The sequence below is a fragment of the Arsenicibacter rosenii genome (genome assembly GCF_001870735.1).
Taxonomy (GTDB): domain Bacteria; phylum Bacteroidota; class Bacteroidia; order Cytophagales; family Spirosomataceae; genus Arsenicibacter; species Arsenicibacter rosenii.
The window spans coordinates 242,330-264,634 of sequence record NZ_MORL01000008.1; the positions used below are offsets into that span (position 1 = coordinate 242,330).

Here is a 22,305-nt window from a genome sequence, read left to right on the forward strand (position 1 = left end):
AGTGATTGAGTGATCCAGCCGGATTGCACTCCTTTCACTCAATCGCTCAACCACTCAATCACTCAATACAATATGAAGCTCAATAGAAAACTCCTATACCTTATCCCGCTCATGGCGCTGACAGCTTGTGAGCTTGACGAAACGATTTATTCGTCGATCTATACAGAAGCGTTTTACAAGACAGCGGCGGATGCCGAAAAAGGGCTGATTGCGGCCTATGACCCGATCGGTGACCTGTACTCGGGCCCGGCCATGACCCTCGTGGCTGATTTCAGCGACGACCAGACCTACCCGCGCGGGGTGGTGGGCCGCAATACACTGACGCTTTTTTCCTACGACGTGAACTATACCGTCCAGAAAAGCAACGGCCGGACCAACGAGTCGCCGCAGCAAATCTGGGCATCAGGCTATGATGGTATCGAGAAAACGAACTGGATTATCGAAAAGGTACCGGCGGCGGTCATGGACGAAACCCGTAAGAAACAAATCGTCGGAGAAGCGTATTTTCTGCGGGCCTTTTACCTGTGGGCGCTGACCAAAAACTTCGGCGACGTGGCCATTAAAACGCAGGCCAGCGTATCGGAGGCCGCGGCCGTAACCGGCAAAAGCACGAAGGCCGATGTATACAAGCAAATTTACAGTGACCTTGATCAGGCCTATGCGGCCGGTCTGCCGTCATACCCGAACGTAGACAAAGGCCGGCCATCCAAAGAGGTAGTCAATGCCCTGTATGCCAAGGCGGCTCTGTATAACGAAGACTGGGCCAAAGCGCTGGAAAAAGCCCAGTCGGTTATCACCTCGGGCAAGTATTCGCTGATGCCGGATGTGCGCAACGTCTACAAATACGATCAGGAAGATGCGGCCCGTATTGAAAACATGTGGGCGTATGAAGTAGATCCGATTTCGCCGGGCCGCTCGCACCAGATGGTTGGTCTTTGCGGCCCTCCGGGTAGTGCCGGGCCTGAATATGGTAAAACAACGTTCGGGTCGATGTTTGCCTACATGTCGTTTTACCGCTCGTTTAACCCGGCCGATAAACGCCGGTTACTGCTTGATACCAACTACGTTGATAAAGCCGGTAAGATCGTGGCCCAGAAAAACATTACTCCGATTACGGCCGACGGTGTCCTGATCAAGAAATATCAGGATCCGGTTTCGACCGTAAATACGATTTCAAACATCCCGATTCTGCGGCTGGCCGACGTGTATCTGATTGCCGCTGAAGCCGAAGCAAGGCTGAATGGAGCATCGGCTACGGCCTATGGCTACATCAACACGGTCCGTCGCCGGGCGGGTTTGCCGGACCTGCAAACGGGCCTCAGCAAAGATGCCTTTATTGATGCCGTGATTCAGGAGCGCGCCTGGGAATTTTTTGCCGAGGGCGACCGCTGGTATGATCTCACACGGACCGGTAAATTCCTGACTGTGATTCCGAAAGCGGTCAACAGCGTCTATCCGTCGCGGCCCGTACTGCCCAAACACAAGTATTTCCCGATTCCGCAGGATGAGCTGAATGCAAACCCGAAAATGGAGCAAAACGCCGACTGGAAGTAACCATAACAAGGCAATTTAGATAACCCCGCGCTTTAGCGTGGGGCTTACACCCGACCATGCTTTACAACAGGCATGGAGTTAATGCCGGTACAGGAAAATCTGACCGCCGTAATACTAACCAATACCCTATGCGCAAGCAGAAAAAACATAGCCTTTTCACTGCCCGGCTCTTCTCAGGACGCCTGAAGAAACTGGCTGTGCTGTGTGCCTGTGTGGTTGGGCAGACGGTGGCGGCGCAGACGGTGCCGGTCAGGGAATATCCGGTGGTGATCAATGACACAACCACGTATACCCTGAAACTGGCCGTCGACCCGCAGAACCGGCCGGACTATTTTTACTGCCATGTCTTTACACCGGTTTGCCTGACAGGTGAATGCAAACCGGTGTATATTAACCTGTACTGGGATTTACTGGGCAATTACACCCGTTTTGACTTTCCGGCCGGGGAAGAGCTGACCCGAATGGATCACAAGCCGTTTAAGCCGGAAGATTACGACAAGCTTCAGACAATCCTGAGCAATACGCAATCGCTGCTGAAAGACGTTTCGATGAGCGATCTGGTCAGCAAAGGAACCGAAAACCTGGCCGATTCGGTCGACGCCAAGGCGGGGGCCACTCTGAAAACGGTAAAAAACGAAGTAATCGACGGCGCGGTGTATACCTGCTACACCCTCTGGCACATTGCCCACGGCAAGGTGGTACTGACCATGCGTCAGGTCACAGCGTCTATGTCCGATGATGACCAGTTGCATCGGTTTCTGGCCAGCTCCAACTACCATTACCAGTATTGGGCGATGGACAAGGTGATCGGCACCGACGGAACCGTCAGGCCGGCCTTCAGTGAAGATCTGCTCCGGATACTGCGCGGGAAAAACATCTTTACGGCCCGCTACGCCCTGCAACACCTGAATACGTCTTTTTGGGCGTCGGCTGACCGGCAGCGGTGGCTTTGGGAAACGTACCGGCAGGCCCCGTATACGCTCCAGATAGCCATGCTGAAATACTTACCCGCCCTGACCCCGACACCGTGGCTGATCACACAGGCGGCGCGGCAGCTGGCACAGGTGAATCCCGAACAAACAGCGCTGCTCGTAACCCTGCTCGAACGCCAGCCTACGCTGACCGACGAAACCCAGCTGATCGTAGCCGATTTTCTGCCCAGAGTACCGGATACGAAAACGGCCATGCGCGTTTACGATTTACTCCATGCAAAAAAACCGGCAAACCGGCTCGTCAGACAGCGATTAGCGGACTATGCCCGAACACTCAACCAAACCCGATAAAGTCATGAAGTCTGTTCTGAAGACCATTTTCCTGCTCCTGCTGACGCTCCATGCGGTTGCGCAGGAACACCTTTTTGTTGAAACCGAGTCCTTTACCGACAAAGGTGGCTGGGTAATCGACCAGCAGTCGTTTGTGGTCATGGGCTCATCCTACCTCATGGCACACGGCATGGGTCGCCCCGTTAAAGATGCCGTAACAACGGTCTCTGTTCCGAAACGAGGGAAATACCAGATTTGGGTCCGCACCAAAGACTGGGCACCGTTTCCGAAAGGCCCCGGCAAGTTTCAGGTTGTGCTCGACGGCAAGCCGCTGAACACGGTTTTCGGCGAAAGCGGCTCCGACGAATGGAAATGGTACTACGGCGGCGAAACCACCCTGCAGAATGATCAGGTTAGGCTGGCCCTCCACGACCTGACGGGTTTCAATGGCCGCTGCGACGCCATCTTGCTCACCAGCGTGCCCAAATTCACGCCGCCAAACGCCCTGGAAGCACTTTCGGCGTTCCGCAAAAAAATGCTGAATCTGACCGACAAACCGGCGGATGCCGGACACTTTGACCTGGTCGTTGTCGGTGGCGGTATTGCCGGTACCTGCGCGGCCATTTCGGGGGCGCGTATGGGCCTGAAAGTAGCCCTGATTCAGGACCGGCCGATGCTGGGCGGCAACAACAGCTCCGAAGTACGGGTGCATTTGCGGGGCGATGTCGATAAAAACCACTACCCGAAACTGGGCCGTATTGTCCGTGAGATGGACAACGGTGATCCCGGCAACGGCCACCCCGACGCCCAGGAATACGGCGATGCCCGTAAAATTGCCATCGTTAAGGGCGAGCGGAATCTGTCGCTGTTCCTGAACACCCATGTGGATCAGGTCGAGAAGCAAGGCGATAAAATTATAGCCGTAACCGGCCGCGACATTGCCACCAACAAGGAAACGCGCTTCAGCGGCACCTACTTCTCCGACTGCACGGGCGACGGCACCATTGCCGCACTGGCAGGCGCAGAATTCCGGATGGGCCGCGAAAGCAAAGCCGAAACCGGCGAATCGCTGGCCGCCGATAAATCCGACGACTTTACGCTGGGGACCTCAAACCTCTGGGCTTCACTGGACCGCGACACGGTGTCGGCTTTCCCCGAAACGCCCTGGGCCCTCCCCTTTTCCGACGAATATCACATCGACGAAGCCCGCTCCGACTGGCAGTGGGAAACCGGCTTCGGCAACTTCAATACCATCACCGATGCCGAAAAAATCCGCGACCATAACCTGCGCGCGATCTACGGCAACTGGTCGTATCTCAAGCACCATAAACAGGCCAAATACGGCAAGAAAGAACTGGCGTGGGTGGCTTACATCGGCGGCAAACGCGAGTCGCGCCGGATCATCGGCGATCACGTGCTCAACCAGATGGACATTCAGGAAGGCAAGCAATATCCCGACGGAACAGTGACCGCCACCTGGACCATCGACCTGCACTTCCCCGACGAAAAGAACAAACAGTACTTTGACGGGCAGGAGTTTTTTGCGGGCACCAAACACATTAAAGTAGCGCCGTATACCATTCCGTACCGCTGTCTATATTCAAAAAACGTCAGCAACCTGTTTATGGCCGGCCGCAATATCAGCACCACGCATGTCGCATTCGGCAGCACACGGGTGATGCGGACCTGCGGGATGATGGGCGAAGTGGTTGGCTTCGCGGCCTACATCGCGAAGAAACATAACACCTCGCCGCGCGGCGTGTACCAGACCTACTTACCCGAGCTGATGGGCATCGTCCGGGACGACGTACCGGCCAGCATAACACCCGAAGCGAGGAAGTAATTAAAATTTACGAGGTACGATTTACGAAGTACGATTTTAGCCTGAAAATGAAACTGACGCTGACACTCCTGTTTTCGCTGCTCTCCCTCCTGCCCGCTATTGGTCAGGGGCATGAGGCTATGCGGGCAGGCGAAACGATGGTCAGTTTTTCGGGAGAAGCCCAGGGAACTACGTATCATATTACGTATCACGACACTCAACGCCGGCAGTTTAAACGGCAGACCGACTCGCTGCTGGCCGACATCGACCTTGCGCTGTCGACCTACCGGCCCGATTCAGAAATCATGCGGTTTAACCGGTCAGGGCAGCATCGGTTTGAATCGGTTCATTTTCCGGCGGTGCTTGCCAAAGCCAGTGCCCTTTACCGGCAGACCGACGGAGCGTTTGACCCGACCATCATGCCGCTGGCAGACGCTTACGGGTTCAGTGCTGCGTCAAAAACGGCCACCGGTGCCATCAATGTCGATTCGCTGCTAAACTATGTCGGTTTTTCAAAGATTACGTTCGATGCCACTACCCTGCGCAGGCAGTCGGCCGGTGTGCGTCTTGACCTGAACGCCATTGCTCAGGGCTATAGTGTAGATGTGGTATCGTTGTTTCTCGAACAACAGGGCATCCGCCATTACCTCGTCGAAATCGGCGGGGAAATACGGGCGAAAGGCGAAAAAGGCCCACACCAGTTCTGGACAATCGGGATTGAACACCCGTTACAGCGCGGTCTGATTTACAAAACGTTACGAATCCGTGACCGGTCCATGGCCACGTCCGGCAATTACCGCAACCGCAAGGAGGTAAACGGGCTGGTCATGGGCCACATCATTAACCCGAAAACCGGCTTATCGCAGCCCGGCTTATCGCAGCCCGGCTTATCGCAGCCCGACCCGCTGGTGAGTGCTACGGTGTTTGCGGGCGATGCGGCCACCGCCGATGCGCTGGCCACTGCCTTCATTGTCATGGGCCTTGAGGCAACACAGCAGTTTCTTAACCAACGGGCCGATCTGGATGCTTATCTCCTCTACACTGATGAGAGCGGGCAACTGAAACGCTTTTCGACAAAAGGATTACCTGAATTATGACATTAACGAATTATCGGCTACCCGGTTTGGTAGCATTTTTTTGCCTGCTAAACGGAATTTCACCGGCCAGCGCCCAGTCACTGTCGCTGGCTAATGACCAGATCAAGGTAAACTGGTCGGTCAAAGGGGCAGGTTGGCAGATCCAACAGGTAGCCGTCAAAAGAGGGGGCAAATGGGTCAGTCTGGCCACGCCTTCGGGCGAAAACACCTTGTTGTATGCGGCCGAAAAGCCCTCGGAAAAGCCGTCGCAGGCGTTTAAAACCATCACCGGAGAAGAGTTCCCGGGGGCCAAATACCATTATCAGCAGGTTCAGTGGGCCGAAAGTACCAATCCGGTATCGCTCAATACGGCCGGGCAAGCCATCCACTTTTTCCCGAAATCGGGCAAACAGACGGGTGCCTCACAGCTGTCATTTCAGCACGAGACCGATGCGGCCACCGTCCGGACGGACTGGTCAATCGATCCGGCGTTTCCGACAGACATCATCGTGAAACAGACCCTGACCGCCCGCAAAGACGGCTACTTTTCCCTGGCTACGCCCACGCTGTCGAGTGTCTCGCCGCAGCAACTCGCCTGGTCGAGCGTACCAGGTTATTTCCTGGGCAACCACCTGGAACCCAATTTCGCACTGGCCTATGCCTATGGTCACGGCATCCCGAGCCTGCCGGTCGTGTATCGGGAGCGGTGTGCCAGTACGCTCTCACCACTGGTCACTACCCGCGACGGCCTGACGCTGTCGGTTATTCCGGAGCCCGGCCTCGCCCGCGATCCGTGGGCAAAAGACAAAATCACCCAGATCGACTGGCACATTGGCCTGTCGCACATGAACCGCAAGGCCCAGCTTTCACCCACGCTTTACTATCCGGTGCTCGGCGAACAGAAGTCGGGGATGAAAGCCGGGGAAACCATTACCTACACGTTTCGCTACAGCCTCACCGACGGCGACTGGTTCAAGGCCCTGAAACACGCTGTTTACGATGTATACCGGTTTAAGGAATCGCTGGCCATCCGCCGGAGCAAACAATCACTGACCGACCGTATTCAGAAAATGCACCATTACCTGACCGATCCCCAAACGTCGATGTGGAACATTGAGCCCTTTGACGGGGTAAAGATCGGCGCACAGTCGTACCTCGGCGGGGTAGTCGGTTCCAACAAGGACGCCATGAAAAACTCGGATTATGGCGCCATGTGGATGCTCGCCAAATCAACGAAAGACCCGCTGCTGACCGAAAACGTACTGCCTTATGCCGAAAACTTTAAGCTGAAGCAGCAGCAGACAACCGACGGCTTTTTCAAGGGTGCCGCCATCGGGCAGTATTATCTGGCAAAATCGAAAAAGTTTGTCGAAGAATGGGGTGAAGTGGTCGAACCCATCGGCCTGACCTACTATACTATGTTAGATGTCGGCAATATGCTTCTGTTCGAACCAACCGACCAGGAGCTCCAAAAGCGGCTCCGGCTGGGTGCCGAGCGCCTGCTGACCTGGCAGAAACCCGACGGTAGCTGGGCTGTGGCCTATGACCGCCACACAGAAAGCGAAATTTTCAGGGACGTGAAAGATCTCCGGCCTACATTCTACGGCATGATCGTCGCCTACCGCCTGCTCAACGATCCGAAATACCTTAAAGCCGCTCAAAAAGGGGCCGACTGGATGATTCAGAACGCCGTTAAAACCGGCAGCTACCTGGGTGTTTGCGGGGATGCGCGCTACGCCCCTGACTTCGCCACCGGTCAGACGGCCCAGGCCATGCTCGACCTGTATGACCTGACGAAAGACAACCGGTACAAAGACGCCGCCATTGCCGCCGCCAAAGCCTATACGCTGTCTATCTACACCCACCCGATTGCCAGCCACGCCCCTAAAACGGTTAACGGCATTGCCCGCGAAGACTGGGAAATCAGCCAGACCGGGCTGAGCTTTGAACATGGCGGTATTTTCGGGTCGGCTACGCGGCACGGACCTATTCAGCTGGCCAGCCATGCCGGCATGTTTATCCGCATGTATCAGCTGACGAAGGAGCCTTTGTTTGCCGATATGGCGCGGGCCGCCGCTATTGGCCGCGATGCCTTTGTGGACCCGAAAACGAGCGTGGCCTCCTATTACTGGCAGGCGATGAATAAAGGGGCCGGACCGTATCCGCACCATGCCTGGTGGCAGATCGGCTGGATCACCGACTACCTGCTCGCCGAAGCCGAATTACGGTCCAACGGACAAGTGTCGTTCCCGCGCGGGTTTGTGACGCCGAAGGTCGGCCCGCACCAGACCTACGGTTTTGCGCCGGGGATGGTCAACGGAGAAAAGGCGAATCTGGTCATTAACGAGAAACTGGTGCAGGTCGATAACCCGTCGGTAGACTACCTGCTGGCGGAGGGTACAGACGGCAAAAAAACGTTTGTAATCCTGCTCAACAACAGCGCCGCTACCAGCAGCTACGCCGTCACGGTCAACGGAAAGAAAGGGGCCGCGAAGCAGTTGCCGGCCTTTGGTATGGAGATCATGACGGTAACCAGATAAGCGCTATGAACGACCTTTTTGCTTATCCTTCTTTGGGAAACTTAGGTATCCCCGCCTTAGCAAAGGCAGCATTGGCACGGGCAATCTTTTCGGCGAAAAGCGGCTTGCCGTCTTTCCAGATTCTTGGGACAGAAAGCTTTGTCTGTGTAGCGGAAGCTGATTCTTTTGTTTCCATTGGTGAAATAACCGGTTGACGTAACTATTGTTTTTTCTGTATCAACCATATAAGGATGATCCTGCGATAATAAACAGCTAATTACTCGACCTAAAATAGTTGAGATTATTGCGAAAGTTGTTTTGTCATGCTGACGAAGGAAGCATCTCTTAGCCAGCCATTCCAGAAGATGCTTCCTTCGTCAGCATGACAAAACATACCCTAAACTATTTTAGAAGGCCCACTCATTCAGCGGGGTTTTCACTTTGGGAAAAAGTATAGCCCGGATAATGCACAGTTACAGTTTAGTTAAACGCAAACATAAACAATCTTGAATACATCCATTGATACCGCCGTCATCGTCATTTTCTCGGCTTTTGTGCTGGGAATCGGGATGTTATTTGCCCGGACGGGACGCAATCTGAAGTCGTTTTTTGCCGGTGGCGAGGCTGTGCCCTGGTTTATCGGCGGGCTTTCGCTGTTCATGAGCTTTTTCTCGGCGGGCACGTTCGTGGCCTGGGGCAGCATTGCCTATAAACACGGCTGGGTGGCCATCACCATTCAGTGGACGATGTGTATCGGTGCGCTGGTGACCGGCCTTTTTCTGGCCCCCCGCTGGAACCGGACCGGTGTGCTGACCGCCGCTGAATTTATCCGCGAACGGCTGGGCACCACCGTCCAGAAAGCCTACATTTTCATCTTTACCCTCGTCAGTGTGTTTATCAAAGGGTCGGTGCTGTATCCGGTGGCCAAACTGGTGAGTTCATCGCTCAACCTGCCGCTGGTTCCCTGTACCATCGGACTGGGCATCTTTATGATTGCTTACACGGCTGTTGGCGGACTCTGGGCGGTGATGGTGACGGATATTCTGCAATTTGTGGTACTATCGGCGGCCGTGTTTATCCTGCTGCCGCTGTCGTTCGATAAAGTCGGCGGCTTCGATGCATTTACGCAGAAAGTCCCCGACGACTTTTTCAACCTGCTCAACGGCGATTACACCTTCGGGTTTGTGATGGCATTCATTTTCTACCACATTGCTTATATCGGGGGCAACTGGACGTTTGTACAGCGGTATACCAGTGTCGACAGTCCGAAATCGGCGCGGAAAGTCGCCTTCCTGTTTGCCGCCCTCTACCTGATCAGCCCGATCATCTGGATGCTGCCGCCGATGATCTACAAAGCCATTGATCCGTCACTGACCGGCCTTGACACCGAAAACGCTTACCTGAAAATCTGCCAGCTGGTCCTGCCGCCGGGCTTGCTCGGGCTGATGCTGACCGGCATGTATTTCTCGACCTCTGCCAGTGCCAATACCGCCCTGAACGTGGTTTCGGCGGTATTCACCAACGACATTTACAAAGGGCTGATTAATCCCGGTGCGTCAGACAAACAGCTGATCCGGGTCGCGCGCGGCTCGTCGTGGTTTTTCGGGTTGGGGATGATTGTGATTGCGCTGCTGGTGCCGGCCGCCGGTGGTATCGTGGAAGTAGTCCTCAGCATCTCTGCCATTTCGGGCGGTCCGCTGCTGGCCCCTCCCCTTTGGGCGTTATTCTCTAAACGCCTGACCAGCGGCGTCACACTCTGGATTACGGGCATTGGCCTGACGGTTAATCTGTTTTTTAAGGTCCTGTCGCCCTGGTTGCTGGACTATAAGCTCAGCCGTGCCACAGAAACCGTAATCGGTGTCGGATTACCACTGCTACTACTGCTGGCCTATGAACTATGGGCCGCCCAACGCAAGGAAGTAGCCCGCGAATACCTGCGCTACCGCATGGCCCGTGAGCAAAAAAGAGCCGAAGCACAGGCCCGTCAAACGGAGGATGTGGAGGAAGCACAGGCGATTAAAGCACAAAACCGGTTCGGACTGCGTGTCATTGCCGGGTCGCTGGTTTTTACAGCCCTGATGCTGTTCGGCCTCAGCTTTCTGACCACGCAGGGAGCCGGTATCACAGCCGGTATTGCCGTGGTCGTGCTTATTGCCGCCCTGATTCCGTGGCGGGCAGCGGGCAAAGCGGACCATCAGCCAGCTGTTACCCCGAATACTGTATCTAATCCTTCAGACTCAACCTATTCCCGTTAAACCGTAGCTGGTATCCGATTAACATCTGTATGCATTTATTCCGTAAATTAACTTTCGCCTTCCTGCTGTGCACCCTGGTGTATCCCCTCTACGCGCAGTACGCCATCCGGCAACCGAATGCGGTTCCGCTCCATGGCGAATGGCTCTTTGCCCTCGATCCCGCCAACATGGGGGAGGCGGGGAACTGGTTCGCCGATAACCAGCCCACCAACCGCTGGGATAAGGTTACGGTACCCCATTGCTTCTCGGTAGACCGGCGGTATCAGTTCTACACCGGCAAGGTCTGGTACCGGCGCACATTCCCGTGGCAACCGACGGCCGGCAAACGGGTGCTGCTCCATTTCGACGCCTCGTTTTATGCCACCACGATTTACCTCAACAACCAGAAGATCGGTACGCACGAGGGGGGCTATACGCCGTTCCATGTCGACATTACCAGTCAGCTGAAAGCCGGAGAGAACCTGCTCGTTGTTTCGGTCGATAACAATACCTGGAAGCCGGGCTCTATTCCCGGTGCAAAAGATAACAACCAGGTCAATGACCCGTTCATGGGCTGGATCAATTATGGCGGACTTATCCGGCCGGTCTATCTGACTACCGAAGCGGAGACCTACCTCGAAAACCTGAAAGTGGAAACCCTGCCGGATCTGGCGAAAGGTACGGCTACGGTGCGCCTGCGGGCACGCATCCGCAATGCCTCAGGCCAGCCCGTTTCGCCGAAGCTCACCATTAATCTGGCGCGGCAAGGTCAGCCGGTGGCCGCTGTCTGGAAAACACCCGTGGTCTCGGTCCCCGCCGGTCAAACCGCGCTCATCGACGCAGAGGCCAGCCTCAAAGCCGCTGATGTGAAGCTCTGGGGACTCGATACGCCTAACCTCTACAACCTCACCGCGACCATCACCGGCGACACGCTCCGGACACGGTTTGGAATCCGCAAGGTGGAGGTAAAAGGCGTTCAGTTGCTGCTCAACGGACAGCCCATCAAGGCGGCAGGCGGTAACCGCGTGGTCGACTATCCGGGCCTTGGCTCCCTCGAACCGGAATGGCTCGTTGAAAAAGACTTCCGGCTGATGAAGGAAGCCGGGATGGAACTTCACCGCCTGACCCATTACACCCCGTCGGAAAGTATCTACGACTGGGCCGACGAAAACGGCATGCTGATTATTACCGAAGCCGGCAACTGGCAGCTGACACCCCGGCAGATGGATAGCGACACCATCCGCGCCAAATTCCGGCAGCAGTTCCGCGAGATGGCCGAACGCGACTGGAACCATCCCTGTGTGATTGCCTACAGCGTGGGTAATGAGTATCTGTCGGAACAACCGGCAGGGCAGCGCTGGACCAAAGATATGATCGCCTTTGCCCGCGAACTCGACCCGACACGGCTCTATACGTTCGCGTCGATGCGGCTGAATATTCTGCCCAAAAAACCGGAAGACGAAGCTAGTCAATACTGTGACTTTGTATCGACCAACACCTACGGCAATCACCTGAACATCCTGAAACACATCCACTCGCTGTATCCCGACAAACCGATTTTCATCAGCGAATACGGCACCCGCGCCGACGGACCTAACGGCGAAGCAGGGCAGGTGACCCATCTCGACAAATTTCTGTCGGATGTCCGCCAGCTGCCGTATGTGATCGGGGCATCGTGGTGGTCGTTCAATGATTACCAGAGCCGCCACCACGGCACCAATCCGAACGGCTACCGGCCGTGGGGACTGGTCGGGCCGGAGCGTGAACTGCGGCCGCTGTATAAGGCGCATCAGACCGGTATGGCACCGCTGACGGTCGAAAAACTACGGTTTGAACAAGGCCCGGAAGGTGTTCATAAACTGACCGTGCGCATTACAGCCCGTAACGATTTTCCGGCCTATGCCCTCAAAGGCTACCGGCTCCGAACCGGGCAACCGGCTGACTTACAGACGGCATCGCCGACCCGGAAATCTATGACCGGAGACTTCCTTATCCCTGACCTGCAGCCCGGCCAAAGTACAGACCTCACCATTCCGGTGCAGGGCTTTGACAAAACGCTGACCATTGACATTAGCAAACCGACAGGCTTCCACATCCTGTCACAACAAGTTGATTTAACGAATGATACGCGAACAAGCAACCGATAAGCGCAGCCTGAAGACAGTCCGGTACGAGGGCGATTTGATCGTAATTGGCGGAGGACTATCCGGCGTATGCTGCGCCATCACAGCCGCACGGGCAGGCACCCGCGTGGTACTGGTACAAGACCGGCCGGTACTGGGCGGAAACTCATCGAGCGAAGTCCGGCTCTGGGTACTGGGTGCCACCTCCCACATGGGCAACAACAACCGCTGGGCGCGTGAAGGGGGCGTCGTTGACGAGATCCTGCTCGAAAACCTGTACCGCAATCCGGAAGGGAATCCGTTGATTTATGATACCATTCTGCTGGAAAAAACCATGCAGGAACCCAATATCACCCTGCTGCTGAATACGGCCGTTCTCGACGTTGAGAAAGGGACGGGCGACGCAACGGACAAAATCAAATCGGTGCGGGCGTTCTGCTCGCAGAACAGCACCGCCTACGAACTGACGGCGCCGCTGTTCTGCGATGCCTCGGGAGACGGTATCGTGGCGTTTCAGGCAGGGGCCGCCTTCCGGATGGGGGCCGAATCAAAGGACGAGTTCGGCGAAAAATTTGCTCCCTCGGCCGACTACGGCGAACTCCTCGGCCACTCACTTTACTTCTATACCAAAGACACCGGCAAGCCGGTCCGGTTTGTGCCGCCGGCCTATGCCCTGGACGACATCACCAAAATCCCGCGCTACCGGCGTTTCAATGCCAAAGAGCATGGTTGCCAGCTGTGGTGGATTGAATACGGCGGCCGGCTCGATACTGTTCACGACACCGAAACCATCAAATGGGAACTCTGGAAAGTGATTTATGGCGTCTGGAACCACATCAAAAACTCAGGGCAGTTTCCGGAAGCGGAGACCATGACGCTCGAATGGGTCGGACAGATTCCGGGCAAACGCGAAAGCCGCCGGTTTGAGGGCGACTACATCCTGACCCAACAGGACGTAGTCGAGCAGCGGCAGCACCCCGACGCCGTGGCTTTCGGCGGCTGGTCGATTGACCTGCATCCGGCCGACGGTGTGTTCAGCGAAAAGCCGGGCTGCAACCAGTGGCACAGCAAAGGCGTATATCAGATTCCGTACCGCTGTTTTTATAGCCGTAATGTCAGTAACCTGCTGCTGGCAGGGCGCATCATCAGTACAACGCACGTCGCCTTTGCGTCGTCGCGGGTGATGGGCACGAGCGCACACGGAGCACAGGCCGTTGGCATGGCCGCCGCCCTCTGCACCAAACAGGGTGTGTTGCCACGGCAACTCCCGGTTCAGGACTTACAAACCGAATTATTAAAGGCAGGGCAACACATTCCGGGGCTTCGTCTGGCCGACGATCGGGACCTTGCCCGGCAGGCCACCCTCTCGGCTTCTTCCGAATATATATTAACCGAACTGCCGCCAAACGGGCCGCTGCTACCGCTCACCTCGTCGGCGGGGCAAATGGTGCCGCTACCGGCGGGCACCGTTCCGGCGATGACTGTTTACGTTACCGCCGATCAGGATACCATGCTGACCGTAGACCTGCGCCGCAGCAGCAAAGCCGACAACCATACCCCCGACGTAACGCTCCAGACGCTGACGTTGCCGGTCCGGAAGGGGCAAGAGGAACTGGTTCTGTCGTTTACGGCAGAGGTACCCGAAGCTTGTTACGCGTTTGTGCTGCTGATGAAAAACGAGCATATCCGGCTCCAGTATAGTGCCGTCCGTGTGACGGGTTTGCTGTCGGTGTTCAATAAAGTAAATGCTGCCGTCTCGAATTATGGCAAGCAGGAGCCCACGGAAGACATTGGGGTTGAGGCGTTTGAATTCTGGACACCCGAGCGACGCCCTAAAGGCCATAATCTGGCGTTCCGCCTTAACCGGGGCATTCCGGTTTTCGGGGCCGCCAATCTGACCAATGGTCTTCAGCGCCCCGTAAACCAGCCTAACGGGTTTGTTGCCCGCCTCGACGACAGTGATCCGTCGGTGACCCTATCGTGGCCGTCGGTGCAAACCATTAAACGGGTAGTACTGAGCTTCGACTCAGACTTTGATCATCCGCTGGAAACGGTACTGATGACACATCCGGAAACCGTTTCGCCGTTCTGCGTGGCGGAGTATATCCTGTGCAACGACCGGCGGGAGCGGGTGCATCATGAGCGGGCCAATCACCTGTCACAGAATACCATTACGTTTGCCGAGCCGGTCGATACCCAAAGCCTGACCATTCACCTTAAACACCCCGGCCCTACAGTCCCTGCCGCCCTCATGGAGGTACGCTGTTACGCCGACTGATTTCATTTACCACATAGCTACATCAGAAAACATAAGCTACATACTATCAGGCACTTCGTTTTATTACTTTGTTTTCGGATGAGGCTATGTGGTAAATTCATGAAACACCACGTTTGTACGTCACATATGCATTACGTATAATTTTTAACGGTAACGATGTTTTTTGCGTTTATTATCACAAAAACGCTCATGCACCCTGTTCAACCAGTGCATTTACAAAAAACATCATGACCCTGAAAGAACGATTATTGAGTGCGGCCGTTGTTGCCGAAGATAAGTTTGACCGGTTGAAAGAGCGGCTGTTCAGCCGTCTCGACGCCGGTAAACCGTACCAGATTATCTATTACCGTGGCTTTGGCAGTCCGTCGGCAGTCTGGGTTAAAGGGCGGGTTCTGCGGCAGCGAGACCTGCCGACCCCCAGCGACCGGGACACCTTCTGGCACAATCTCCTGGCTACCTACCAGCGTTTCGAGAGCGACGAAGTCCCGCGGGTAACCGTCCGGATCGAAGCCTTCGGGCAAAGCCACACGACGGTTTCTGACGAAGAAGGTTATTTTGAGTTTACGATCAACCCGCCCAACGACCTCCCGCTGGGGCGCGTGTGGTTCCCGATCCGGTATAGCCTCGACGGCATCACCCAGCCCGGCACCGGCGAACCGGTTGAGAAAAACGGGCACCTGATGATCTCGCCGCCGTTCAGCCAGTTCGGGGTCATCTCCGACATCGACGATACCGTGCTGCAAACCGATGCCACGAGCCTGCTCCAGTCGGCACGGCTAACGTTTCTGGGCAACGCCTACACGCGGCTGCCGTTTGCGGGCGTTGCGGCGTTTTACCGTGCGCTGCAAAGCGGCCCCGTCACCACGTTGTTCAACCCGATCTATTTTGTATCAAGCAGCCCGTGGAATCTGTACGATCTGCTGGTCGATTTTTTCCGGATTCAGGGCGTCCCCAAAGGGCCCATTCTGCTCCGTGATATTGGCCTTACGCCAACGCAGTTTATCAAAAGTTCACATTTTGAGCATAAACTGGGTATGATCCGGAAGGTGCTGGACGTAAACCCGCAGCTGCCGTTTGTGCTCCTCGGCGACAGCGGCCAGCACGATCCGGAAATTTATGCGCAGGTTCTCCGTGAGAATCCGGGCCGTATCCTGGCTATTTACATCCGCGACGTGTCGGAAGACCGGCGCGATGAATCCGTCCGCGAACTGATCCAGACTGCCGCGACGTTCAACGTGCCGATGCTATTGGTACCTGATACCCTAGCCGCCGCTGAACACGCCGCGGCCAGCGGCCTGATCGATCCCGATACCCTTCCCGAAATCCGCGCCGACCGGCGGGCTGATAAGACGGGGGAAATGGTGTAGAGCCGCAAGATGTTGCGTCTCTACACCATTTCATTACATTTGCCTAAAGCAATGTACGGGCGACCCCATGTGGTCGCCCCACGTTAACCGCCCTGTGCATTCACACGGGGGATTCAACGCAGGTGCCTGTTTTTGGGCGACCACGTTTTGCCTGAATCAATGCGCTGGCTGACCCACGTTTTGCCTGAATCAACGTACGGGCGACCCCACGTGGTCGCCCTGCACTGGCTGACCACGTGGGATATGCAACGCAGACGCCTGATTCTGGGCGACCACGTGGGGTCGCCCCTACAGTTTTTCCGGAAATCCATTTTTTCTGTTTACATGCATCGTTTTTGTTATCTCTTCCTCTTCCTGTTTGTCACGACGGCTTCGTTGGCGCAGGAAAACACGTACAACCTCATTCCGTTTCCGGCGCGCTTCAATGGCACTGATGGCCGGTTTACGGTATCGGCGGCTACCCGCCTTGTGACTTCCCCGAAAGATGCCGGTCAGCTGGCCGCCGCTCAGCTGCTGGCGGGTCAGCTCAAAACCGCCAGCGGGTTACCGGTCGCCGTGGCCCCTGCCTCGCCGACAGTAGCAAAAGGGAAAAATATCTTTTTTCAGGCGCACAAGGCCGGCAAATGCGGACCGGAAGGTTATATCCTGAAAGTAACGCCCGACCGCGTGACGGTTGAAGCCGAAACCCCGAAAGGCTATTTCTATGCAGCCCAAACGTTGTTACAACTGCTCCCGACGGAAGTATTCAGCCCGAAAAAGGTCGACAATGTGTCGTGGTCGATGCCGGCCTGCGACATTCTGGACCGGCCGCGCTACGGCTATCGCGGGCTGATGCTCGACGTAGGCCGCTACTTCATGCCAACGGCGTTTATCAAACGCTACATCGACCTGATGGCGCTCCACAAAATGAACACCTTTCACTGGCACCTGACCGAAGATCAGGGCTGGCGGATCGAAATCAAAAAATACCCGAAACTGACTCAGATCGGCTCAAAACGGAAAGAAACCGTTGCCGGTCATAACAATCAGAATTACCCGCAGCAGTTCGACGGGAAGGAATACGGTGGGTTCTATACGCAGGCCGAGATCAAAGACGTGGTGAAATACGCGGCCGCCCGCCATATCACCATCATTCCGGAAATTGAAATGCCGGGCCACGCCATGGCTGCCATTGCGGCCTATCCAGAACTATCGTGCACGCCGGACGCCCCGCACGCCGTGGCAACCACCTGGGGCGTAAAGGAAGATGTGTTCTGCCCGTCGGAAAAGACATTTACCTTTTTGCAGGATGTACTGACGGAGGTGATGGCCCTTTTTCCGGGTAAATACATTCACATCGGCGGCGACGAGTGCCCGAAAACTGCCTGGAAAAACAGCGCTTTCTGCCAGGATCTGATTAAGAAACTGAAGCTGAAAGATGAGCACGAGTTGCAGAGCTACTTTATCCGCCGGATCGAAAAATTCCTGAACAGCAAAGGCCGCGCCATTATCGGCTGGGACGAGATTCTGGAAGGCGGACTGGCTCCGAACGCAACGGTAATGAGCTGGCGCGGCACACAGGGCGGTATCGAAGCGGCAAAGCAAAAGCATAATGTGATCATGACGCCGAACACCTATGTGTACCTGGATTACTACCAGGGCAATCCGGCCAAAGAGCCCCTCGCCATTGGCGGCTATCTGCCGCTGGAAAAGGTGTACAGCTACGAACCGACGCCGTCTGAACTGTCTCCGGACGAACAGAAATACATTCAGGGGGTGCAGGCCAACGTCTGGACCGAATATATCCCGACACCGGCACAGGCCGAATACATGACCTATCCGCGCGCCATCGCCGTGGCCGAGCTGGGCTGGATTCCACAGGGGCCGCGTAACTTCGAAGACTTTGCCGTTCGCCTCAAAGAACACCTGAAACGCCTTGATTACAAAGACGTGAATTACTCAAAACGCTTCCTGGACGTGCGGGCAACAACCCAGTTCAATAACGAAGGCCAGTTACAGGTAAAACTGGATAAGATAGATTCTGACAGTAAGATTTATTATACCCTCAACGGCAAGGAGCCGAATCCATCTTCGACGGAGTATTTCACGCCGATTACGCTGAAAAACACGACGACCATTAAGGCCATCACCACCGCAGGGGCTACATTTGAAGAGACTTTCTTTATCCACCGCGCGAAAGGCAAGCCGTATACGTTCAGCGACGCCTCGCTCGACAAAGCCGATCCCGACCACAAACGGCTGACCGACGGGCAGGTAGCACAAAGTCCGCGGAATGATGCGGAATGGGTACGGGTAAACGGTAAAGACCTCGAACTGACCATCGACCTCGGCGAGGTGCGGCCAGTCACGAAGGTTTCGGCCAATTTCCTGAAGAAAACGATGAACTCGATCCTGCCGCCGGGCTCGGTTGAAATTTCCCTGTCGCGCGACGGCAATGATTTTAAAGACGCGATTGCGCAGCCCGTTAAGTATAGCGTAGAAGGCTCATGGGAAATTCTGCCGGTCGTGGCTGACTTCAAAACAGCGCGGGCCCGTTACATCCGGGTGAAAGCGAAAAACCCTGGTCCGACCCCGCAAGGCCATCCATATGCCGGCCGCCCTACGACCATTGCCATTGACGAGGTAGTTGTCGATTAACCCCGTGTTAAGCGCGGGTTCTGTATTTTTTATCCTTACATTTGAAAAATAATGATGCCTTAACATACAGAATGCCTGCGACGAATTACCACTCCTTTATAGATGCCCTTCAAAAAAGGTTGCAAAAGCCCCTTCCCGGCGAAGAAGCCCATCGCAAGATGGCCTCTTCGTCGCGGTTGCGGCTTTCGGCAAAGCCTAACGAACGCACCCGTCGCAGTGCCGTACTGATTCTGTTTTACCCCTACCACGGTTCGATTTACCTGCCGCTGATTCTCCGCCCGCAATACGATGGTGTGCATGCCGGTCAGATGGCATTTCCGGGTGGCCGCATGGAACGCACCGATGAAAACCTCATCCGTACGGCCCTGCGCGAAGCTCAGGAAGAAATCGGTATCCGGGTCAACGATGTGCAGGTGCTGGGCCATCTCACCGAGATTTTTATCCCGCCCAGTAATTTCTACGTGCTGCCCGTTATCGGCACCATGCCCCATGCTCCCGACTTTTACCCCGATCCGCGCGAGGTTGAGGAAGTAGTAGAAGTGCCGCTCGAAGTACTTCTGGATGAAACCATCGTTGGTGACACGCAGATCGACGTGCGCGGCATCACCATTGACGCCCCCTTCTACCAGATCGAAAATCACCGGGTTTGGGGCGCTACGGCCATGATGATTGCCGAACTCCTGACGATTATTGCCGAAACGGAATAACCAGTCATTGCTAAGAGCCTGAGACGCAACATTTTGTATCTCTACTATTATTACCATGAATCATTTTCACGACCAGACAGCTATTGTTACCGGTGCGGGCCAGGGAATCGGTTTTGCAATTGCCCGCGCCCTGGCGAAAGCCGGAGCCACCGTTGTGCTGAACGACCTTGACGCAGAACTCACCCAACAGGCCGCCGACCGCATCCAGGCAGAAGTTGCCGGACTCGGCCCGAACCGTTGCCTGCCCGTTTCGGGCGACGCATCGGATGTGGTTTTTATTCAGCAGCTGGTTGATAAGGCCGTCGAGGCGTTCGGCAAACTGACCATTACGATTGCCAACGCCGGCATTACGATTTTCGGCGATTTTCTGGACTATTCACCCGAACACCTGCAAAAAGTACTGGACCTGAACCTGCGGGGCAGCTTTTTCCTGACACAGGCCTCGGTCCGGCAAATGCGTGCCCATGGCCAGGGCGGCAGTATTCTGCTGATGTCGTCGGTGGTCGGGCATCAGGCCCACCCCGGGCTGGCCGCCTACAGCATGACCAAGGCTGCCCTCGAAATGCTGGCCAAAAACCTGGTGCTGGACCTGTCGCCGCTGGGGATCACGATCAACGCCGTGGCGCCGGGGGCGACCCAGACCGAACGTACCCTCAACGACCCGACCTATATTCCGATCTGGTCGCGGATCACGCCCATGGGCCGGCCGGCAACTGTCGACGACATTACCAATGCGGCCCTGTTTCTGGTATCACCGGCGTCCCGACACATTACCGGGCAAAGTCTGGTAGTCGATGGTGGCTGGACCAGTGTAAGCCCTCCCCCTGTTGAGTAAATAATAACCAATATCGGGCATCAATTTGCCTGTGCAAGGGAATTCAACGGCAATCTGCGTTCTTTGGGGCATGAAAGCAATTCATTTCTTCCTATCCCTGCTGCTCTTTTCAGGCTATGCCTTCGGGCAGAAAAACGATACCTATTATGTCTTTACCTACTTCAAAGGCAACGGCGAAGACGGCCTGCATCTGGCGTACAGTACGGACGGGTACCGGTTCGAAACGCTGAAAAACGATGCCTCCTTTCTGACTCCGCAAGTCGGTAAAATTTCAATTCCACACAGGTACGATTAACGGAATGATGTTTTGGGCCTTTGGGCTTGGGTTGCTTCATTTCAATTCCACACAGGTACGATTAACGGTTTGCACCTGCTGAACGTAAATTAGTGGCAAACGTAATTTCAATTCCACACAGGTACGATTAACGGACGTAAATTTTTCACCTTAAAACGTAAATACAAAAATTTCAATTCCACACAGGTACGATTAACGGGTTCGCGCGCGTGCTCGCTCCGCGCAGCTGCGGGGATTTCAATTCCACACAGGTACGATTAACGGTTCAAACAGCGCATATTCGATTACTTCACCCTCAGCCATTTCAATTCCACACAGGTACGATTAACGGACCTGCCGCCGGGACTGACGATGTCCGCCTCCGGCGATTTCAATTCCACACAGGTACGATTAACGGCGGCATCGGTCGGCACTTTTTCGACACCGGACACTTATTTCAATTCCACACAGGTACGATTAACGGCACTGGTCCCCGCAAACGCTTAATGCTGTCAACTTTATTTCAATTCCACACAGGTACGATTAACGGGACTACCCGGTCGGATCGGCGCAGGGATCAATATTCATTTCAATTCCACACAGGTACGATTAACGGTGGAGTCCGCAGATTACTTTCTGGAAGCTCGGGGCGTATTTCAATTCCACACAGGTACGATTAACGGACCACTGCTTAACGCCCATATTCAGGATGTTAGCCGATTTCAATTCCACACAGGTACGATTAACGGGGGCAAAAGCCCGCACGGCAGTGCGTAAGCTCAACATATTTCAATTCCACACAGGTACGATTAACGGCCCTGTAGCCTGCCGGTACGGTAAACACGGCGCTGCATTTCAATTCCACACAGGTACGATTAACGGAACGGCGCTTCCGCTGCCGGTTGCGGGGTCTGGAGATTTCAATTCCACACAGGTACGATTAACGGAGGCTGTAAGTGTGCCCGATATGGTCGCGGTAGTACATTTCAATTCCACACAGGTACGATTAACGGCATCGTGACCCTTCAGCCGGTCGGGAACCTTCACCGTAATTTCAATTCCACACAGGTACGATTAACGGATTTCAGCTTTCCGGCTATTAATCACTTTTTCAGAAATTTCAATTCCACACAGGTACGATTAACGGCACTGAGGGAACAGAGGACACTGTCTGCTGGTGGATATTTCAATTCCACACAGGTACGATTAACGGCGTTCGTATAGGCAAATATCAGATTCGCCACGATGAATTTCAATTCCACACAGGTACGATTAACGGTGTGTTATAGACGTCTTCCAGGTCGGCATAGTCGAATTTCAATTCCACACAGGTACGATTAACGGACCCGAAGGGTTTTGTATAAAAGTTAATTAGATTATTTCAATTCCACACAGGTACGATTAACGGTGGCAATAAATACAGTTGGAACAGTTGGTTTTGTCATATTTCAATTCCACACAGGTACGATTAACGGCTGCCCCGCGTAATCGGGGCTCAACTACTTACTACTAATTTCAATTCCACACAGGTACGATTAACGGTAGCGAATGTATGCCGTAGCTTATGCGGGTGTAAGCGCATTTCAATTCCACACAGGTACGATTAACGGTACGCTT

Annotated in this window: 14 protein-coding genes and 1 CRISPR repeat array (1 of these 15 running past the window's edge); of the genes, 13 read left to right on the forward strand and 1 reads right to left on the reverse strand. The window is 55.0% G+C overall.

Annotated elements, in window-relative coordinates:
- The first annotated feature begins 72 nt into the window (after positions 1–72).
- From BLX24_RS16795 to BLX24_RS16850, 13 genes are all read left to right on the forward strand, one after another.
- A complete protein-coding gene (locus BLX24_RS16795) occupies positions 73–1,554 on the forward strand; it encodes a RagB/SusD family nutrient uptake outer membrane protein (protein WP_071504320.1) in 1,482 nt (493 codons plus the stop codon).
- 128 nt (positions 1,555–1,682) lie between these two features.
- Entirely contained in the window at positions 1,683–2,837 is a 1,155-nt protein-coding gene (locus BLX24_RS16800) for a hypothetical protein (RefSeq protein WP_071504321.1), read from the forward strand.
- Positions 2,838–2,841: 4 nt separating this feature from the next.
- Entirely contained in the window at positions 2,842–4,659 is a 1,818-nt protein-coding gene (locus BLX24_RS16805; RefSeq protein ID WP_071504364.1) for an FAD-dependent oxidoreductase, read from the forward strand.
- Positions 4,660–4,706: 47 nt separating this feature from the next.
- Positions 4,707–5,735 carry an FAD:protein FMN transferase gene (locus tag BLX24_RS16810; protein WP_071504322.1) on the forward strand — a complete coding sequence of 343 codons (1,029 nt, stop codon included), beginning with the start codon at positions 4,707–4,709 and terminating at the stop codon, positions 5,733–5,735.
- A complete protein-coding gene (locus tag BLX24_RS16815; protein WP_071504323.1) occupies positions 5,732–8,254 on the forward strand; it encodes a glycoside hydrolase family protein in 2,523 nt (840 codons plus the stop codon). Before BLX24_RS16810 ends, BLX24_RS16815 begins: the two co-directional genes overlap by 4 nt.
- Before the next feature lie 5 nt (positions 8,255–8,259).
- Positions 8,260–8,448: a hypothetical protein gene (locus BLX24_RS32185; protein ID WP_143092702.1), complete on the forward strand. Its 189-nt coding sequence runs from the start codon at positions 8,260–8,262 to the stop codon at positions 8,446–8,448.
- Between the two features lie 291 nt (positions 8,449–8,739).
- On the forward strand, positions 8,740–10,488 hold the full coding sequence (locus BLX24_RS16820; protein ID WP_071504324.1) for a sodium:solute symporter family protein: 1,749 nt from the start codon (positions 8,740–8,742) through the stop codon (positions 10,486–10,488).
- A gap of 29 nt (positions 10,489–10,517) precedes the next feature.
- Positions 10,518–12,614 (forward strand): glycoside hydrolase family 2 protein, encoded by a 2,097-nt coding sequence (locus BLX24_RS16825; RefSeq protein ID WP_071504325.1) that lies wholly within the window; start codon positions 10,518–10,520, stop codon positions 12,612–12,614.
- Complete coding sequence (locus tag BLX24_RS16830) at positions 12,589–14,868, forward strand: FAD-dependent oxidoreductase (RefSeq protein WP_071504326.1); 2,280 nt, start codon at positions 12,589–12,591, stop codon at positions 14,866–14,868. The genes BLX24_RS16825 and BLX24_RS16830 overlap by 26 nt, the downstream gene beginning before the upstream one ends.
- A 227-nt stretch (positions 14,869–15,095) precedes the next feature.
- A complete protein-coding gene (locus tag BLX24_RS16835; RefSeq protein WP_143092703.1) occupies positions 15,096–16,235 on the forward strand; it encodes an App1 family protein phosphatidate phosphatase in 1,140 nt (379 codons plus the stop codon).
- A gap of 324 nt (positions 16,236–16,559) precedes the next feature.
- Entirely contained in the window at positions 16,560–18,872 is a 2,313-nt protein-coding gene (locus BLX24_RS16840; protein WP_071504366.1) for a glycoside hydrolase family 20 protein, read from the forward strand.
- 71 nt (positions 18,873–18,943) lie between these two features.
- The gene (locus BLX24_RS16845) at positions 18,944–19,579 is read left to right on the forward strand and encodes an NUDIX hydrolase (RefSeq protein ID WP_071504327.1); all 636 of its coding nucleotides are present in this window, start codon (positions 18,944–18,946) and stop codon (positions 19,577–19,579) included.
- 55 nt (positions 19,580–19,634) lie between these two features.
- Positions 19,635–20,414, forward strand: coding sequence for an SDR family NAD(P)-dependent oxidoreductase (locus BLX24_RS16850; RefSeq protein WP_071504328.1), 780 nt, complete (start codon positions 19,635–19,637; stop codon positions 20,412–20,414).
- Positions 20,415–20,523: 109 nt separating this feature from the next.
- On the opposite strand, the gene BLX24_RS33405 is transcribed toward BLX24_RS16850, so the two are convergent.
- On the reverse strand, positions 20,524–20,673 hold the full coding sequence (locus BLX24_RS33405; protein ID WP_218160703.1) for a hypothetical protein: 150 nt from the start codon (positions 20,671–20,673) through the stop codon (positions 20,524–20,526).
- A gap of 9 nt (positions 20,674–20,682) precedes the next feature.
- Positions 20,683–22,305: direct repeats of the CRISPR family, unit length 30 nt; unit sequence ATTTCAATTCCACACAGGTACGATTAACGG; it runs 4,529 nt beyond the window's last position.

What these genes read in the sequence shown, in the direction of transcription:
- BLX24_RS16845 (WP_071504327.1), top strand. Translation starts at nt 18,944, where the DNA reads ATGCCTGCGACGAATTACCACTCCTTTATAGATGCCCTTCAAAAAAGG.
- BLX24_RS16800 (WP_071504321.1), top strand. Translation starts at nt 1,683, where the DNA reads ATGCGCAAGCAGAAAAAACATAGCCTTTTCACTGCCCGGCTCTTCTCA.
- BLX24_RS16840 (WP_071504366.1), top strand. Translation starts at nt 16,560, where the DNA reads ATGCATCGTTTTTGTTATCTCTTCCTCTTCCTGTTTGTCACGACGGCT.
- BLX24_RS32185 (WP_143092702.1), top strand. Translation starts at nt 8,260, where the DNA reads ATGAACGACCTTTTTGCTTATCCTTCTTTGGGAAACTTAGGTATCCCC.
- BLX24_RS16850 (WP_071504328.1), top strand. Translation starts at nt 19,635, where the DNA reads ATGAATCATTTTCACGACCAGACAGCTATTGTTACCGGTGCGGGCCAG.
- BLX24_RS16825 (WP_071504325.1), top strand. Translation starts at nt 10,518, where the DNA reads ATGCATTTATTCCGTAAATTAACTTTCGCCTTCCTGCTGTGCACCCTG.
- BLX24_RS16830 (WP_071504326.1), top strand. Translation starts at nt 12,589, where the DNA reads ATGATACGCGAACAAGCAACCGATAAGCGCAGCCTGAAGACAGTCCGG.
- BLX24_RS16835 (WP_143092703.1), top strand. Translation starts at nt 15,096, where the DNA reads ATGACCCTGAAAGAACGATTATTGAGTGCGGCCGTTGTTGCCGAAGAT.
- BLX24_RS16810 (WP_071504322.1), top strand. Translation starts at nt 4,707, where the DNA reads ATGAAACTGACGCTGACACTCCTGTTTTCGCTGCTCTCCCTCCTGCCC.
- BLX24_RS16795 (WP_071504320.1), top strand. Translation starts at nt 73, where the DNA reads ATGAAGCTCAATAGAAAACTCCTATACCTTATCCCGCTCATGGCGCTG.
- BLX24_RS16805 (WP_071504364.1), top strand. Translation starts at nt 2,842, where the DNA reads ATGAAGTCTGTTCTGAAGACCATTTTCCTGCTCCTGCTGACGCTCCAT.
- BLX24_RS16815 (WP_071504323.1), top strand. Translation starts at nt 5,732, where the DNA reads ATGACATTAACGAATTATCGGCTACCCGGTTTGGTAGCATTTTTTTGC.